Source organism: Selenomonas sp. oral taxon 920 (assembly GCF_001717585.1).
GTDB lineage: Bacteria > Bacillota > Negativicutes > Selenomonadales > Selenomonadaceae > Centipeda.
In genome coordinates this window covers 1,867,502-1,886,740 of the sequence record NZ_CP017042.1, presented here as the reverse complement: position 1 = coordinate 1,886,740, position 19,239 = coordinate 1,867,502, and the positions used below count along the sequence as shown (strand labels likewise).

Annotated in this window: 9 protein-coding genes; 8 read left to right on the top strand and 1 reads right to left on the bottom strand. The window is 56.0% G+C overall.

Annotated elements, in window-relative coordinates:
- On the top strand, positions 1–11,433 hold the full coding sequence (locus BCS37_RS09130) for a YDG domain-containing protein (RefSeq protein ID WP_083205786.1): 11,433 nt from the start codon (positions 1–3) through the stop codon (positions 11,431–11,433).
- 75 nt (positions 11,434–11,508) lie between these two features.
- Here BCS37_RS09130 and BCS37_RS09125 read toward each other — a convergent pair whose 3' ends face one another.
- A complete protein-coding gene (locus BCS37_RS09125; RefSeq protein WP_069181135.1) occupies positions 11,509–11,967 on the bottom strand; it encodes a low molecular weight protein-tyrosine-phosphatase in 459 nt (152 codons plus the stop codon).
- 177 nt (positions 11,968–12,144) lie between these two features.
- Here BCS37_RS09125 and BCS37_RS09120 point away from each other — a divergent pair, with 177 nt between their 5' ends.
- The 7 genes from BCS37_RS09120 (at position 12,145) to fusA (ending at position 19,230) form a co-directional block, all read left to right on the top strand.
- Positions 12,145–13,800 carry a ShlB/FhaC/HecB family hemolysin secretion/activation protein gene (locus tag BCS37_RS09120; protein ID WP_069181583.1) on the top strand — a complete coding sequence of 552 codons (1,656 nt, stop codon included), beginning with the start codon at positions 12,145–12,147 and terminating at the stop codon, positions 13,798–13,800.
- Positions 13,801–13,900: 100 nt separating this feature from the next.
- Positions 13,901–14,560, top strand: coding sequence for a tRNA (guanosine(46)-N7)-methyltransferase TrmB (gene trmB / locus BCS37_RS09115; RefSeq protein WP_069181134.1), 660 nt, complete (start codon positions 13,901–13,903; stop codon positions 14,558–14,560).
- Positions 14,560–15,744 (top strand): FtsW/RodA/SpoVE family cell cycle protein, encoded by a 1,185-nt coding sequence (locus BCS37_RS09110; RefSeq protein ID WP_069181133.1) that lies wholly within the window; start codon positions 14,560–14,562, stop codon positions 15,742–15,744. Before trmB ends, BCS37_RS09110 begins: the two co-directional genes overlap by 1 nt.
- A 158-nt stretch (positions 15,745–15,902) precedes the next feature.
- On the top strand, positions 15,903–16,148 hold the full coding sequence (locus tag BCS37_RS09105; protein WP_069181132.1) for a ribosomal L7Ae/L30e/S12e/Gadd45 family protein: 246 nt from the start codon (positions 15,903–15,905) through the stop codon (positions 16,146–16,148).
- 63 nt (positions 16,149–16,211) lie between these two features.
- The gene (gene rpsL, locus BCS37_RS09100) at positions 16,212–16,589 is read left to right on the top strand and encodes a 30S ribosomal protein S12 (protein ID WP_006307578.1); all 378 of its coding nucleotides are present in this window, start codon (positions 16,212–16,214) and stop codon (positions 16,587–16,589) included.
- 27 nt (positions 16,590–16,616) lie between these two features.
- Positions 16,617–17,087 carry a 30S ribosomal protein S7 gene (gene rpsG / locus BCS37_RS09095; protein WP_006691183.1) on the top strand — a complete coding sequence of 157 codons (471 nt, stop codon included), beginning with the start codon at positions 16,617–16,619 and terminating at the stop codon, positions 17,085–17,087.
- Positions 17,088–17,151: 64 nt separating this feature from the next.
- Entirely contained in the window at positions 17,152–19,230 is a 2,079-nt protein-coding gene (fusA, locus tag BCS37_RS09090) for an elongation factor G (RefSeq protein ID WP_069181131.1), read from the top strand.
- The last annotated feature ends 9 nt before the right edge of the window (positions 19,231–19,239 follow it).

Here is a 19,239-nt window from a genome sequence, read left to right as displayed (position 1 = left end):
ATGAAAAACAATCGAACGAAACTATCGCAGCGTGTGCGTTATGCACTGCTTGCAGGCATGGCGGGCGCTTTTTTGATTCCGCAGATCGGCTTTGCTGCACCGACAGGCGAACACGATATGACGACGGGCGTTGCAGTCAGTCGTTCAGGCAGTACGACCAGTATCGGCGCAAGCGCGGCGAACAATGTTATCAAGTGGAAGGATTACTCCGTGGCGAGCGGAGAGACGGTCGCTTATGATACAAAAAATTATCTTAATCTGGTCACGGGTGCAAACACCTCTGCCATCAACGGCACGATTACCGGCGGAGGAAAAATCTACCTTGTAAACCCGAATGGCGTGATCTTTGGCAAGACGGCATCGGTGAATGTCGGAAGTCTCCATGTCTCGACGCAGCCAATCAATACGGTCAACACCGCTGCAGATATGGCGAACAATGTGTCGCCCCTCAGTACGAGTGCCGCCGGACTCTCCGATGTCGTCAACATGGGCTCGATCACGGCGACGAACGTTGAGGTCGTAGGCAAGAACATTCGATTCCTCAATGCAGCAGATGTGCATAGCTCCAATGTCGTGATGTACACCGACACAGCAAACGATGGAACGGCACATATCGGCTATCGGGGAACTGCACCGACATCCGGTTATACGGTCAATGGTACTGCTGCGACGGCGGCAGACAACTATTATCAGCTTGTCGCCAATGCAACAGAGTTCCAGGATATCAATAACGATCTCACAAAGAACTATATGCTCGAGAATGATATTGACTTTGCAGGCGGTTCTTTGACCCCGCTTGGCAACAATGGATCTCAGTTCACGGGAAAAGTAGAGGGCAATTTCTTTAAGGTGCAGAATTTTACCGCTGCGGGTGGGAATCGCGTCGGCCTTTTTGGTGCAACAAATGCGGCGCGGATTGAGAACCTCGGCGTAACCGGCGCTACGATTACAGGCGGTACCAGTTCATCTGATTATACGGGTGGTATTGTAGGGTATGCTACAGGTTCCAAGCTGAAGAACGTATACGTTGCCAATACAACAGTCACGGGCAGCGCTGGTCGACATGGTGGGATTGCCGGCGGTACAGTTAATACGACGATTGACGGTGCATATAGTAAAGCTCATATTGGTGAGGGCGGCGGCATTATCGGACATTCACTGTCAGGAACGGTCGTGAATGATACCTATAGCGATGTGACCACTTCAGGTACGGGAACCTATTTCATTTACTATATGCAGCCTGCGAATGGTACGACGATCAACAATTCCTATTCGTATGGAAATCAGTTTACGTGGTCAAATTTAACAAGCAATATCACTAATACCTTTGAGATTAATAGAGTAACAGGAAAAGCGAATCTTGTCGGTTCTACCAATCAAAAAGATGCATATGCAGTAGACACATATTCCGCATGGGGAAATGCCATCAATAACACAGGTGATCCCGGCGCGAAGTGGCGCATATATGAGGGGCGCACAGCGCCGATGCTGACCGCCTTTATGAGCGGAACGGCGACGGCGAACTACAACTATCGCTATTTCAAAGCAGACGGAACGCTGGATCCGGATAGCTCCAATGCGGTTAAGTCGAACAATGGCGCAGATGTCACGGATCTGACTTACAACAGTCGGTATGTCAAGATTGTTAATGCGGCCGGCACGGGACTCGGCGATAAGTCGGACAAGGTCATCTATGAGGGCGGTGTTGACCTCAATAAGGTGCACGATTATAAGAACCAGACGACGAAGGATTTCGATAAGACAAACGGTATCCGCAATGCGGGGACGAAGGCGATTCTCTGGTCGGACCAGGACGGCCCGAACCTGCGCGGGGTCAATGTGACCATCAAGCCGCGTGAGGTAAAGCTGAACGATGCGAATCTCAAGGTCGACCGTATGTATAACGGGAAATCATCCGTGACAGATGCGTTTAAGAAGGCACTGCAGAATGGCGGCATCACCTCCTCGGGGTTTACCGCGGAGGATAAGGCTGCGAACTCCGTTCAGCTGGACTTTACGAGCGGGAATTTCCAAGCATGGGCAGTTAATGGAGCAGGAAATCCCGATAAAAACGTTGGGGTTGATAAAGCAGTCAAATTCTCAGGTTCGATTGGATTCACCGGCGAGGATGCAGCGAACTACAAGTTTGACAACTCCTCCGTCAATAATATCACAGGAAAGATTACGATCACCAAGGCGCCGCTCTACCTTGACATCTTCAAGAAGACGGCGGCTGAAAAAATCTATGACGGCACCTCTACCGTCATTGATACGGATATGCTCCAGTCCAAGCCGAACATCAAACTGGATAAGTCAAAGACTGCTCCGACGATCGCGCAGATGGGACTCGGCCAGACCATTCAAGATGGCGCGATCATGCGGGATGACAACGATGCGGTGGATTCCGTCGACCTCACAAACGTAGGCGGTCCGAAATATACGGATGCGGCGGGCAACGAGCAGATCCACGCCGGAAACCACAAGCTCCAGTATACGAATGTCGGTCTCACGGGCAACGACGCGGGCAACTATGAGCTGTTCTATACGCCGGACGGTGGCTCCAAGACAGCCGTCACGAATGAGAAGGTCTACCTCGACGGGGCAATCGTTCCACGTAAGATCACACGCGACAGCTTCAAGGTGTACGACAAGACAACCCATGCAGCGGTAACGGCGCAGAAGGTCTATGACGGGGACAGCGAATATAGTCCTGGATCGAACGTCTATCTCTCGACGAATGCAGGTGCTGTCGGCGATACAGGTATTGTCTCGCGCGATCAGGGGCACATTACGTTTGCGTTGACGGGCGGGAAGGGGCATTTCACCGATAACAGCGGAACCCGCACCAAGAACGTCAAGGAAGCGACAAAGCTTGCCTATGAGGTCACGGGGCAGACGGATGATGCTGTGAATCATCGCCTCTCCGACTACTATGTGCTGGATACGGACAATACGACCAGGAAAGCACTGAGTGATACATTCCACGCGACGGGCGACGGCAAGATTACACCGAAGGCGCTGACGGCAACCGTCGTGAACAACAACATTACGAAGGTCTACGACGCGATGGACGACCAGACCGACGGCAGCCGTCATATCATCAAGGGGGACTCTCTTGTCACTCTTTCGGGGTTTGTCGGCTCGGAGTCACGCACGAATACCTCGACGGCGAAGTATGCGTCGAAGAATGTCGTAGTGGATGGGAGCGGAAATCCGACGACGCAGGGCGTTACCTATACGGCGTCCTTTGATGCCGGAACGGGAGCGGAGTCAGAGAACTACACCCTCGGCACAGAGGGCGTAAAGCCGATCGTATCGTCGAAGACGCTTACAGATCCCAGCTATAAGGGAACGATCACACCGCGTAATCTTACGATGACCTTCAACAGTGTAACGAAGGTCTACGACGGCACGGCGACCAACAGCCAAAAGTCTCTTGCATCGCTTGACGATGGCCTTTCAGGCACCGTTGTTGGCGCGGACAACATCACGACCGGCAATTTCAGCATGACGAATGTCACCAGCAGGTATGGCACGGGGAACACCGAGGGGACATTTGCAGAAAATGTAAACGCAGGAAACCGCACCGTTGAGTATGCGGGGCTTTCGAATGCGCTTGGAACAGCGAATCACAACTATAAGATTGCGGATAAGCAGTATGGTACGGGGACGATTACACGCCGCCGCATCGATAAGGGCGGCTTCCGCGTATACAATGCGGATCACACGGTTGCAGATGCGAAGAAGGTCTATGACGGGAACGACCGTCATACGCTCGCGCCCGGTACATATCTGACGGGAACAGCGGCATCGGGGGATACAGGGATTGTCACGCGGGACTACGGGAAGGTGACCTTTGCGCTCAAGAGCGGTTCGACGGGGCATTTCTCCAGCGATGAAGACGGCAACAACCGTACCTCCCACGTCTCTGAGGCGCACTATGTCGCCTATGACGTTGTGGCACGAACGAGCGATCCGACGAATAATCCGCTGTCGAACTATACTTTTGGCTCTGCAGCAGAGGAGACAGCGGGGACACTCCGCAATCTCGAGTCTGTGAATAATGCCAACCCCGCTCATGTTACGGCACATGGGACGATTACGCCTGCTTCGATTCGGGCAACAACGCACGCCGTCGAGAAGGCCTATGACGGTGTGGCAGAGCATACGGACGGCAGCCGCAATATCAAACGCGGGAGTGATATCGTCAGTCTTGCGGCGATGATCACGGACGAGACGGACGGACAGCCGACGAATACCTCGACGGCACGCTACACGGATAAGAATGTCTCGCGTGACGGCAGCGGCAATATCATCAACAAGGATGTCACCTATACGGCACAGCTCACGGGTCAGTATGCGGACGACTATCAGATCGTCGACGCAGGAAATACGGTCATCAGTACGGTTTCGGGCTCTGGTGCAAATAAGACGCTCACGGCGAATGCCGGCACGGTGACGAACGCGGGCAAGATTACGCCGCGCAAGCTGAACATCAAGATGGGCGACGTGTCCAAGACATACGACGGCACGTCGACCAATACGGACAGCAGTGTCACAGAGATCACGGATGCACCGCAGACCTCTGTCATCGGAACGATTCTCACAGGGGACGGCATCACAACTGGTGCGCTGAAGACCGCGTGGGACAATATGCGGTCGGGCGGTACGGCATCAAGCAGCTACGGCAACGGTACGGGCAGTGCCTTCCACGCCGATGCAAATGCGAGCAACGGCACACCGCATGACGTTCGCTATACGAAGATGGACGAGGCATTCAAGGATGCCTTCGGTACGACGGCAGCGGGCAACTATACGGTGGACAAGACCGTCTATGGAAAGGGGACAATCAACCGCAAGGCGATTGATCCGAACAACTTCGATATTGTCGATGCACACGGGAACGCCTCCCATGCGACGAAGGTCTATGACGGCACCAGCAACTACACGGTTCCGTCCGGCTGGAACCTGCGTCCGAGCACGGGGCACGGCACAGGTGTGATTACGGCGGACGAGGACAAGATCAACTTTGCGATCGATCCCAATAAGGGCGCTCATTTCACAAAGGCAGACAATACGACGCGAACGGCGAATGCCTATGAGGCGACGCGCGTTGCCTACAATGTCAAGGCGACGGCGGACAACGGCTACGAGTATCTGCTCAAGAACTACACGCTGAACGGGCAGAACCTTGAGAGCGGGAATGCGACGGCGACTGGTGCGGGCACGATCACGCGCCGCACGATCAATGTCGGTCTTGCAGAGGCGAGCGGCATTGACAAGGTCTATGACGGGAATGCCAACCTCATTGACACCGCGAACCGCCGTCATCAGACCTTTGCGGATGCCGACGGCAGAGCGAATGTCGGCTATGCCGCGGGCACGACCAACGCCAATAAGCTCGTGCGCACGAAGAACGGCTACGGGGTAGATGACAGCGCACAGGTGACAGTGCAGGGCAGCTATGCAGACAAGAATGTCGCGCGCAGCGGCGGCAATGTTACGACGAAGAGCATTACGTATAATGTAAAGATCGCAGGGGATGCCGGGAAGAATTACTACCTCACGGACGGTTCGACCACGGTCAATGCAGAGAATGGCATGAACCTTTCGGCGACGGGAACGATTACGCCGAGGGATCTTTCGGGTGCGTTCAAAAAGGTCACGAAGGTCTATGACGGTACGAAGAATGTCCCTGCCGCGCAGGTCGGATTTGAGATCGGAGCGAATGGGGTCGTGGCTGGTGATGCGGTTGGCCTCGCCAGCGGGCATACGCAGGAGTTTGAGAGTGAGAATGTGCGCGGCAGCGGCACGACGTGGACTGCGCCGGACGGCACGCGCCAACACAACTGGGTCAACTACTCCAACCTCTCGCTCACGGGCGCAGATGCGGGGAACTATACGCTTAGCCTTGGGGCAACGGCAAAGGGGCTTGGCGAGATCACGCCGTTCGAGTTGAATCCGAACACGGTGGACCTTGCCATCGGTACAGCAACGAAGACCTATGACGGGACGAAGACGGTCAAGTGGACGGATGGCTCGAGTGCGCTGAGCGATCAGAAGAAGTACATCACCAGCGCGACGGTGAACATCAACGGCAATGCGGTCAATGTTTTGAATGACCTGAAGCTAACTTCTGCCGAGTATGATACGAAGGATGTCGATAACGGCAGATTCGCCAACCGCGTGACGTACAACCTGAGCTATACGGGGACGAGCGGGAACTTCTCGCTCGGCGGTGCGTCGACATTTGCGAAACAGGGCGACGGCGTTATCACAAAGAAGGATGTCACGGTCACGGTCAAGAGCCCGCTCTCGAAGGTCTATGACGCGACGACGGATGTGCTCGGCGCGGCAAAGAACTCTGCAAACGCAGTTGTCAATACAGCGAATGACATCATCGGCATGACGGGTCTTGTCTCCGGCGACGGTGCGACGAACGAGTCGACGGCGGCGTATGCGGATAAGAACGCAGGCACGGGTAAGGTCGTCAACTATGATGTCAAGCTCGACAGTGCGAATGCGGGCAACTACAATCTGAAGTACAACGGCGCAACGATTACGACGCCGATCTCGACCAATAACAATACAATCACGAAGCGCAAGGTGGATGTGACTTTTGCGCCTGTGACGAAGACCTATGACGGAACGCCGACGAATACGTCGATCACACCGTCTGTTTCGGCTGCCGATGCGGCGGTGCTGAACACGGACAGCACGGGGCTTGTCAATGGATCGAACGAGCTGACCAATCTCAGCACGCTGAACAGTGAGTACGGCACGCGCAGGGGCGGGACGTTTACCGCCGATCCGAATGCGGGCACGAACAAGGATGTCCGATATCAGGGACTCGGTGCGCAGATGGGGACGACGCTCGGCACGGATGCGGCGAACTATGAGTTCGCGGCGGACGGCTACGGAACAGGCACGATCAACAAGGCGAATATCAACGCTTCCGACGTGGATTTCCTCGCATCCAATGCAACGAAAACCTATGACGGTACGCGTACGGTGAAACATAACGGTTCGAGTGAATCGAATGATGTGAAGAACTATATCACGCGCGCACGTGTGCAGCTGAACGGCAACTGGGTTGATCTGCGCAACGACCTTGTCATGGATATGACAGGGACGCAGTACAGCAGTCCGAATGCTACGAACGGCACACCCGATACCGTGACGTACAAATTCTATCTGAACAACAGCAACATTAATATTTCAGGCGACAACAACTTCACGCGGACGGCGCAGGGCACGATTGACCGCCGCAAGATCACGGTTGATCTCGCGGAGAAGACGGGCATTGACAAGACCTACGACGCGAATGCAAATCTCGTGGATACGAATACACGCCACTATGACAAGTTCGTTGACGATGATGCAAAGGGCAATGTCATCTATGCATCGGGTACGACGAACGACAACAAGCTCGTCCGCATGTCGAACGGTGCCTCGGTCAATGACGGCGCGGCGATGACCGTGACGGCATCGTACGCAGACAAGAATGTTGCGTACAGCGGCGGCAATGTGACGACGAAGAACATCGGCTACAACGTGAAGATTGCGGGTGCAGCGGGGCAGAACTATCAGCTCTCGGACGGCGTGACTACGGTCAATGCCGAGGATGGGCTGGATCTCTCGGCGACGGGAACGATCTCCCCGCGCACGATCACGCTCGGCTTTGACAATGTGTCGAAGGCGTATGATACGACCGCAGTCAACAATACGAAGAACATTACCTCCGTGACGGCGGGCAACAGCGACGGACGCGGTGCGGCAACGCTTGCGGCGGACGGCATCACGAGCGCGTCGTTCAATACGGCGGGTGTTCAGAGTTTCTACGGTGCGGGCAATACCGACGGGACATTCACGCAGGATCCGAACGTCGTGAGTGATGCGAACGGAAATGTCATTCAAAACGGCAAGGATGTGCAGTACAAGAATCTCGCAAATACGCTTGGACATCAGTCCTATGCGGGCAACTATACTGTGGCGGATACCGCCTACGGCAAGGGGACGATCCGCAAGCGCACGGTCACGGCGAACGACTTTAACTTTACCATTGGCAATGCCAGGAAAATGTACGACGGTACGAAGGATGTCGTGTGGCAGGAGGGCGGACAGAACTATACCGATATGGCGCATGTCAAGAAGTATTTCCAGAACAGCACACTGGATCTTGGCGGCGGGAATACGGTGCAGATCAACCTTGCCGACATCAGCCTGAACCGCGCGCAGTACAACAATGAGAACGTTGCGCATGCGAACAGTGTTGACTACGACGTGACAATCAACACGACGAATTTTGAGTTCAACGGTACGCGCAATCGAACCATCCATCATACGGGTGATTGGATTGAGCGCCGCGATCTTGCGACACTGCTCCCGCAGCATATCGTCAAGGAGTATGACGGGCAGACGACATTTGACCAGAACAACCGCGACTATGTGAATGCGATGGCAAAGGCGAATCTGACAACGGTCGTTGAGCGGGATAAGAACAAGATTCAGCTTGCCGTCACGGGAACGTACGACAACAAGAATGCCTCGGCAAATACCAAGGCGGAGGCAGAGGCACGTACGCCCGGTACGGCGGAACGGAATGTCACCTATACGCTGACGCTCTCGGGCGATGCGGATACCCTCGCGAACTACACGATCGGCGGACATCCGACGACGAATACGGTGACGGGAAAGGCGGATATCTACAAGAAAGCACTGACGGTTGATGTCGCACGCAAGGTCAAGGACTATGACGGTACGGCGGCGGTCAACAACCTCGGTGTGGGCGATATCACGTTCAGCGGTCTCGTTGGCAGTGAGACGCTGTCGCTTGATACTCCGGCACTGGCTAAAGTACAGGGGCAGTACCTCGACTCGAACGGCAATGCCGATGCGAACGTCAGCCGTGATGCGAACCGTGCAGTGACAGACAAGGCGGTGAAGTACACCGGCTTTAACGATGCACTGACCGATCTTGCAGGGCGGAATTCTACCGCGCAGAACTACATCGTCGACGGCGGCAGCAAGAGCTACACCGCTGCCGATGCGAAGGGGCGCATCAACCCGCGTTCGATCAGTGCAGGCGATGTGACGGCGACGTTCCACGACGCGACGAAGGTCTACGACGGCAATCGTTCTGTAAAGCACAACGGCATCAACTCGCAGGCTGCCGTCAAGAACTATCTGCGGACTGCGACTGCTCGTGTGAACGGAAATGATATCGATATCACGAACGATATCACGATCGCTTCCGATGAGGCGAGCACACACTACGACAATAAGAATGTACAGGGCGGCGCGGCACATACCGTCACCTATAAGCTGACCTATACGGGCAATAACTTCATCGTCGATGGGGTAGAAAAGACCGGCACGGGCTATATCACGCGCAAGAATGTCACGGCGACGGTCAACGGCCCGCTGACGAAGACCTACGATGCCTCGCGTGATGTCTACGATGCAGGGGATACCAGCATCAAGACCTACCGCAAGGACACGGGTACGCGTGTCACAAACGGGGACAGCCTCGTGACTCTGAATGGGCTTGTTGCGGGCGACGGCGCGACGAATGCGACGACAGCACGGTATGACAACAAGTCTGTCGGTGCGAATAAACGCGTGGATTACAACGTACAGATCGACTTGGCGAATCGGGATAACTACAATCTCGTGGATGCAGATGGAAATGCACTGACAACGATCTCGACCAACGACAATGAGATTACGAAACGTACGCTCAACCTGAAATTCGACGATGTTGCCAAGACCTATGATACGAAATCAGACAATGCCTCCGTGACGGCACGAACGATCAGCGATGATGATACGAAGGTGCTCACGCGCGACGGCATCCACTTCGGCACGGGCAGCGACAGCAATAAGCTGACCGATCTCAACGGAGGAAACATTGAGAGCCACTATGGAGACGGTCGGACGGCGGAAACCTTTGTCAAGAATGCGAATGCAGGTTCGCGTGCGGTGCGCTATCAGGGCATCAACCGTACGATGCGCAACTATCTGAGTGCGGGTGCAAATCAGAACTATGAGATTGCGGATGTCGCATTCGGCGATGGCAACATTGATAAGGCACAGGTGAATCGGAGCAACTTTAACTTCGTATTCTATGATGCGGTGAAGGACTATGACGGCACAGATGCCGTCATAGGGCGGAACGGATCGAGCGATATTCGTTCGCTGCTGAATACAGATGAGAATTCCTCGCTGCACAGTACGGTGACCCTCAACGGAAACACCTATGCGCTGCCGGAGAGCGATGTCGAGCGCATGACGGGCAAATATCGCAATGGGGCAAATGCCTCCACGAACAACCCCGTAGATTACAGACTCGAGCTTAACGTGGACAACTATACCTTTACGGACAACTCTGTCGGACGCTACACGGACTCCGGCGCGGGTGTCATCAACCGCCGCAAGCTCATTGCCGATACGAAATCCATCCATCCGACGAAGACCTATGACGGGACGGATACGCTGCTCGGCGTGGCAAAGGATGAAAACGGCAACATCATTCATTCCGCCGACGGTCTTGTGCGGTTCCGTCACTACAGCGACTCGGATACGCGTCACTATGACGATGAAGATGGAATCATCGCGCAGGATCAGCCGCACATCACGCATTCCTCGACAGCGAAGTACGCTGACAAGAATGTCGCGTGGGAGCCGAACGGGAACACCGATCCCAATGCCATGTGGCAGGATCGCAACAATGTTGCGAATAAGGATGTGGACTACCAATTCCGTCTCACGGGCAATCCGCTGTCGAACTACGAACTCGTCGATGAACACGGTACGACCATTGCCACACCGTCGGGCGGCTTGGGGTCTACCACGCTCAATCACAATGCGAGAACGGCGACCGGACGTATCAATCCCGCTGAGATTCGCATGAAGGCAGATCCAAAGACCATCTGGATCAACGAAGGTCTGCCGCCGCGCAGCAGCTACACAGGTACCCCGCAGGGAACCTATCCGGCACCGGGATATCCGACGGGGGTTGCCGGCGAGCATCTGGCAGGTGAGTTCTACTATGATTCGCCGGATGCGCGTCTGCGCATGGGAGACTACGCGGTCAACGGATACTATCGCCCTGCGACAGGCGAGATGGTCTATCGGAACTACCGCTTTGTGCAGGATCCCGCGAATGCAACGGCACTTCACGTCGGTCCGTATATCCCTGATGCAGAGTACTACAGTGCACTCACGCAGGTCAGCAAGATGATTCCCGATGAGTACGCCTATGAGAACGCCTCCCTCGACCGCCGCAGCCACTTTAAACGCGATCCGAAGGCGGAGGTTTCCCATACGCCGCCCTCTGTCAATATGGTGAAGGACGGTGTCGACATCAGCAAGAACGGCATTCGCGTCACGGACGAGACAGTATTCTCCCTCGTGAACGAAGTGTTCGGCTGAGCAAGAGAAATCCAATAGAAACAAAGAGGGACCCCATCGACTGTTTGCATAGTCGATGGGGTCCCTCTTTGCTGTTTAGGCGCTTTTTGTCAGATCTCTCAGCAATGCGCGGCAGCCGGCATCCACATCGCGGTAAGTTGCCTCGAAGTTGCCTGTGTACCACGGGTCGGCGACATCACGTTCCTCGCCAATGTAAGAGAGGAGGCGGCGCACCTTGCCGCGTGGATCGCCGCCCGTAAGGCGTGCGAGGTCGTCCATGTTTTCTGTGTCCATGCCGATAATGCAGTCGTAGGCATCGTAGTCGGCGGCGGTCATCAGCGCTGCCTGCCGTTTGCTGAACGGGATGCCGCGTGCGCGGAGGATTTCGCGTGTGCCGCGATGGGTGTCACTGCCGATTTCGTCGCGGTGGAGCGCCTTGGAAGTGACGCTGATTTTGTCTGCAAGTCCTGCCTCGTGTACGAGATGTTTCATGACGAACTCTGCCATGGGGGAGCGGCAGATGTTGCCGTGGCAGACGAATAGAATTTTTTTCATGGTAGATTCTCCTATCCCAATGCTGTTTTCGCAAGTCTACATCAAAAAAGCACGAATTGCAACCGCAGAGCTGTACCTTCTCCCTTGTGTTTTCACAGGGAAAATGCTAGAATGGAAACAAAATATGAATAATAATGTAGGGGTTGAGATACGATCGTGTACAATGGGATCAATGATATGAAGAAAACTGCGGTCCGTGCAGGGCTTGCTGCGTGTGTTTGTGCGGGGCTGGCATCTGCGGGGACGACGGGATTTGCTGCGCCGTCTCTTGCGCGTCCGGGTGCGGATATTGCACAGGAGCAGCCAAGACCTGAGATCGGTCTGGAGGATCAGGCACCGCGCTACCGTCAGGATGGTGATGACGCGCAGTTTACGATTGAAAACTTCATTATGGAGGCTCCGGATCTCTTCCTTGACAAGGGGGAGCTGACGCGCATTCTCGAGGAGGGGATGGGTGAGCAGAAGACGATGGCGCAGCTGCGTCGGACGGTGGATGCGCTGACTTCGTACTGCCGCACGCATGGTTATCCGGCGGCTGCGGTATATCTGCCGCCGCAGGACAGTCCGGATGGGATTGTGGTGCTGCGTGTGCTGCCGGGCCGTTACGATGAGATCGTGCTCGAAAATAACAGCCGTCTGAAGGATGCCGTCGCACAGGGGATTATTGCAGGGCTGAAATCGGATGATATCATCACTATGTCAAAGCTTGAGACGGCACTCTACTCGGTGTCGGATGCAACGGGAGCGCGTGCAGTCGGCGTCCTGAGTCCGGGCAGGACATTCGGAACGAGCAAGCTGACGGTGCGCATTGATGATTCGAAGGCATCGAATACGGTTTTCTATGTCGAGAACTACGGCAGTCCGAGCACGGGGCGCTACCGCTACGGCGTGCAGGAAACACTCTACGACCCGTCGGGGACGGGGGACAAGGTGAGTGCGGGTGCACTCATCTCGAACGGGAGCCTGCGCAACTTCTACGCAAACTATGAGACGGTGGTCGGGCATGGCGGTACGACGCTCGGCGTTGGCCTCTCGCGCATGAACTATAAGGTGGGCGGCCCGCTCTCCGCAATCGGTGCGGAGGGGCAGTCTTTGACGTTCACGATCTTCGGGCAGACGCCGCTCTACCATTTGACGAACCGCAGCCTCCTCTTCCGCTACGGCTATAACTATCGCGACTTGGATGATGATATTACGGCGTTCGAGCTTGAGGGCAAAAAGCATACGCACAGCATTTATGCGGGGCTGGTCGGTATGCAGCGCCTCTATGGCGGAATGACGGTGAACTATAATGCAAATCTGACCGTCGGAACATTGGGGCTGGACTCGGAGTACAGCCGCATTCTGGGGGATCTCAACCAAACAGAGGAGGGGACGTACGCAAAGCTCGAAGCAGATGTGACAGCGGTGCAGCAGCTTGGTCACGCGACGGATCTCCTCGTCAAGGTCTCGGGGCAGAAGGCGAGCCGAAACCTCGACAGCTCGGAGGAGTTCTATCTCGGCGGACCGAATGGCGTGCGTGCCTACGCGCAGGGCGAGGGCGCGGGGGACGAGGGCGTTCTTGCAACGGCGGAACTGCGCTATCATACACCGGTGCGCGGGCTGACATTCAGCACGTTCTATGATACGGGATCGGTGCGTATGAGCAAGGGGAACAATCTCACCGACAATCATGCAACGCTGCACGGTTGGGGCATTGGTGCGGCGTACAGTGATCCGGGCAACTGGTTCGCACGTGTGGACTACGCACGACGGATTGGCTCGGATTCGTCGGTAGCACCGAAGAACAATGCACGGAACCGCGTTTGGTTCATGGCGGGGAAGATCTGGTAATATCCTGCTGTTTTGCTGCGCCCTCGATGTGATCGGGGGCGCAGTGCATTCAGATGGGGATGCAAAGATAAATGGCCGAATGGGGTGAACGGGAAGGGCTATGAGACTCAGGCGAAAGCCGTGGATTGATACGGCGATTCTGGATTATGCGGATTTCGTCACGCCGCTCGGCGGGGATTGGACGAGGTTCGCCGGTGCGTGGACGGAGACGTTCGGGCGCACGGCACCGCTCCATGTAGAGATCGGTGTAGGCAAGGGCGACTTCCTGACGGAACTTGCGGCACGCAATCCCAATGTGAACTATGTCGGGCTCGAGGCGCAGCAGGGAGTCCTCTACTTTGCCGCGCGCAAGGCGGCGACACGGGAGCTGCCGAATGTGCGGCTTCTCGTCTTTGATGCAGCGCATTTGACGGAACTCTTTGCCTTCGGTGAGGTCGACCGCATCTATTTAAATTTTTCCGACCCGTGGCCGAAGGCACGCCATGCGAAGCGGCGGCTGACGAGTGAGGTCTTCCTCGCGCGCTATGCCGCTGTGCTGAAGGAAGGCGGAGCGATCCATTTCAAGACGGATAATGCTGGGCTCTTTGCCTACTCGCTCGAAACGATGGAGCGGGAGGGCTGGCTGCTCTCGCATGTGACGCATGACCTCCACGCGCTCGCAGAGCCTGACAATATCATGACGGAGTACGAGCGCAAGTTCAGCGCACGCGGTGCGAAGATCGGGCGCCTTGTAGCGTGCCGTCCAACGGGACAAGTCTGATGCGTACGCGTTATACACTCTTTAAGAGTGAGACGGAACCCATTGTTATCATCATGGCGATTCTCCTTGTGACGGGGACGATCAATGTCTTTAGTTCGAGCTATGTGCTTGCGGCGATGGATTTCGAGAATCCGTATTACTTTCTGCAGCGCCATCTTCAATGGCTGCTGCTTGGGATCGTCGCGTGCTGGCTCTGTCGCCGCATGAACTATCAGCGTATGCGCGGGCTGATGTTCGTCGGTATGGGGATCACGGTGTTCCTGCTGATTGCCGTGCTCTTTGTCGGGACGACGGTGAACGGCGCACAGCGTTGGCTTGCATTCGGACCACTGAGCTTTCAGCCGGCAGAGTTTGCGAAATTGATGGCGGTGTTGATGGGTGCATTCTCCATCTCGGCGGTGCTGTCAAAGGAACGCTTTCGTATAGACCGCGACGGCGGACGCGTCTTTATCCCGTTTGGTGCAATTCTCGTGATGGCGTTCCTCGTCTACCGTGAACCGGATTTCGGAACGGCGTGCATTGTGTTTGGCGTTCCGCTTTTGATGGCACTCGTGCTGCTCGTGTCGCCGCGGAGCTGGGTGTGGATCAGTCTGCTTACACTCATCTTGGCCTTTTCAATCGGGACACTGCAGCCCTATCGCATGAAGCGCCTCGAGGTCTGGTACGATCCGTGGTCGGATGCGCGCGATGCGGGTTATCAGATGGTACAGTCGCTCTCGACAATCGGCTCGGGCGGAATCTTCGGCATGGGCTTCGGCGACGGCGTGAGCAAATATGAGTATCTGCCCGAGGCACACACGGACTTTGCGTTTGCGATCTTCAGTCAGGAGCATGGATTCTTCGGTGTTCTGCTGATCTTCTTCCTGTTCGCCGTTCTGCTTGTTACCTGCATGCGTGTGGCGGCTCGTGCGAAGGATACGTTCGGGCAGGTGCTTGCGCTCGGCATCATCTTCCTCGTGCTCGGACAGGCGCTCGCAAATCTCGCGATGGTCTCCGGCCTGCTGCCCGTCGTTGGTGTTCCGCTGCCGTTCATCAGCTATGGCGGTTCTTCGCTGATCGTAACGATGGCGGGGATGGGGATGCTGCTCGGCATCGCCGACCGCAGTCGGGATACACTGCCTGCGGTGAAGAAAAAATCAGAGAAACCTGAGACGCGGCGCAGTAAGATCCATATTGTGCGATGATGAAGAGGTGCACATGCACCTCTTTTTTCTGATTTTTCATCTAAACACGCAAGAAAGATACGCTAGAAAAAGTGTAAATAGAAAACTTTGTAAAATATGCGTTGACAAGCGTTTTTGCGGATGATATTATGTGACAGTCCCCTTTTTGGAGGTGAACTATGTCTCTGGAAAAATTACGCGCGGCACGCACGGTTGCCGGCATTCATCAGGCACTGAGGGCGGTGCAGAACGGCGCGGCAGAGATGGTGTTCATTGCGAGCGATGTGGACGGGCGTGTACTCGACCCGCTCTTTGCAGCGTGTGGGGACGCAGGTATTATACCTGACCGCACGGCGACAAAAGCGGCACTCGGCGCGGCGGTGCACCTCGATGTGGGTGCGGCGGCGGTCGCCAAACTACGGTAAAAACGCAGCCTCTGCGTTTTCATACAAAAGCATTGAAATGACGACAAAGGAAGGAGGTGCAGTATGCCAACGATCAATCAGCTCATTCGCAAGAGCCGGAAGAGCCTTGAGGAGAAATCGAAAGCACCAGCACTGAAGAACAGCCCGCAGAAGCGCGGCGTCTGCACGCGTGTCTATACGTCCACGCCGAAGAAGCCGAACTCTGCTCTTAGAAAGGTTGCTCGTGTTCGCTTGACGAACAGCATCGAGGTGACCGCATACATTCCCGGAATTGGGCACAATCTGCAGGAGCACAGCGTCGTCCTCATTCGCGGCGGCCGTGTGAAGGATCTGCCGGGTGTGCGTTACCACATCATTCGCGGCTCACTCGATACGGCCGGTGTGCAGGATCGTGCACAGGGACGTTCGAAGTACGGCGCGAAGCGTGCGAAGAAGAAGTAAGGCAGTATATCGTTAGGAGGTTGGGCTATGCCACGTAAGGGCCCCGTGCCGAAGCGGGATGTTCTGCCGGATCCGGTATATCATTCCAAGACGGTGACGAAGTTTATCAACAAGGTTATGCTCTCGGGCAAGAAGAGCGTCGCACAGCGTGTTGTCTATGATGCGTTCGAGACGATTCGTGAGAAGACGGGTCAGGATCCGCTCGAGGTATTCGAGACGGCACTGCGCAACGTCATGCCTGTGCTCGAGGTCAAGGCACGCCGCGTCGGCGGCGCCAACTATCAGGTCCCGGTCGAGGTTCGTGCGGATCGCCGCATGACGCTTGGCATCCGCTGGCTTGTCGGCTATGCGCGTCTGCGCGGCGAGAAGACGATGGATGCACGTCTCTCGGCAGAGCTGATGGACGCTGCGAACAACACGGGCGCAGCGATCAAGAAAAAGGAAGATACGCACAAGATGGCGGAGGCCAACAAGGCATTCGCACATTATCGCTGGTAAGAGCCGTTGATGAGAAACATCAGAGGCTACGTAATATCAGCAGTGTAAGGAGCGATAGGAAACAGTGGCAAGAGAATATTCCCTTGAAAAGACGCGGAATATCGGCATCATGGCTCACATCGATGCCGGCAAGACGACGACCACCGAGCGCATCCTCTTCTACACGGGCGTAACGCACAAGATCGGCGAAGTTCATGAGGGCGCTGCCACCATGGACTGGATGGTTCAGGAGCAGGAACGCGGCATTACGATTACGTCGGCGGCAACGACCTGTCACTGGAAAGACCATCGCATCAATATCATTGATACGCCGGGTCACGTTGACTTTACGGTCGAGGTAGAGCGCTCGCTGCGCGTGTTGGACGGCACGGTCGCCGTCCTGACCGCACGCGGCGGCGTTGAGCCGCAGACGGAGACGGTCTGGCGCCAGGCAGAGCGGTACAATGTGCCGCGCATGGCGTATGTCAACAAGATGGACATCACGGGCGCCGATTTCTTCAATGTCATGAACATGATGCGCGAGCGTCTCAATGCGAACCCGGTGGCAATTCAGCTGCCGATCGGCACAGAGGATGAGTTTAAGGGCATCATCGACCTCGTGAAGATGGATGCGATCGTCTACGAGGACGATCTCGGCAAGGTGACCGATGAGGTCGAGATTCCGGCCGAGTACAAAGAGCAGGCGGAAGAGTACCGCGAGAAGCTGATCGAGGCATGCGCCGAGGCAGACGATGAGCTGATGGAGAAGTACCTCGGCGGCGAGGAGGTCACGGAGGAAGAGATCCGCCGTGCGATCCGCAAGGCGACGATCGCCTGCGAGATGACGCCGGTCACCTGCGGTACGTCATACCGCAACAAGGGTGTACAGCCCCTGCTCGATGCGATCGTCGACTACATGCCGGCGCCGACGGACATTCCGCCGATCGCGGGTGTAAACCCCGACACGGGCGAGGCAGACAGCCGTCCTTCCTCAGATACGGCGCCGTTCTCCGCACTCGCGTTCAAGATTATGACAGATCCGTTCGTTGGCAAGCTCGCGTTCTTCCGTGTCTACTCGGGCACGCTGAACTCCGGCTCCTACGTCTTCAATGCGACGAAGGACAACAAGGAACGCATCGGCCGCATTCTCCAGATGCACGCGAACAACCGCAAGGAGATCGATGTGGTCTACAGCGGCGATATCGCGGCGGCGGTCGGGCTTAAGAACACGACGACGGGCGACACGCTCTGCGACGAGAACAATCCGATCATCCTCGAGTCGATGGAGTTCCCCGATCCCGTTATCTCCGTTGCGGTTGAGCCTGCGACGAAGAACGACCAGGAGAAGATGGGCATTGCCCTCCAGAAGCTCGCTGAGGAGGATCCGACCTTCCGCGTGCATACGGACGCAGAGACGGGGCAGGTCATCATCTCGGGCATGGGCGAGCTGCATTTGCAGATCATCGTCGACCGCATGCTCCGCGAGTTCAAGGTCGACTGCAAGGTCGGCGAGCCGCAGGTTGCGTATCGGGAGACGATCCGCAAGTCGGTCAAGGCAGAGGGCAAGTTCGTCCGTCAGTCCGGCGGTCACGGTCAGTACGGTCACTGCTGGCTCGAGCTCATTCCGCAGGATGCGGGCGAGGGCTTCAGCTTCGAGAACAAGGTCGTCGGCGGCGTGATTCCGAAGGAATTCATCAATCCGATCGAGGCCGGTGTTCGTCAGGCCATGGAGGGCGGCGTTGTCGCAGGCTATCCGATGGTCGACATCAAGGTCATCGTCTACGACGGCTCGTTCCACGAGGTCGACTCCTCCGAGGCGGCGTTTAAGGTGGCAGGCTCGATGGCGTTCAAGGCGGGTGCCGAGAAGGCCAGCCCGGTTCTTCTCGAGCCGTATGTCAAGGTTGAGGTCACGGTACCCGAGGAGTACATGGGCGACGTGATCGGCGATCTGAACTCGCGCCGCGGACGCATCGACGGCATGGAACCGCGCAACGGCGTACAGGTCATCAACGCGTTCGTTCCGCTCTCGGAGATGTTCGGTTACTCGACGGATCTCCGTTCCAAAACTCAGGGCCGCGGGAACTACTCGATGGAAGTTTCCTTCTACGATGAAGTTCCTAAGAATATAGCTGACGCTGTAGTCGCCAAGAACAAAGGCGAATAAGGAGGCAAT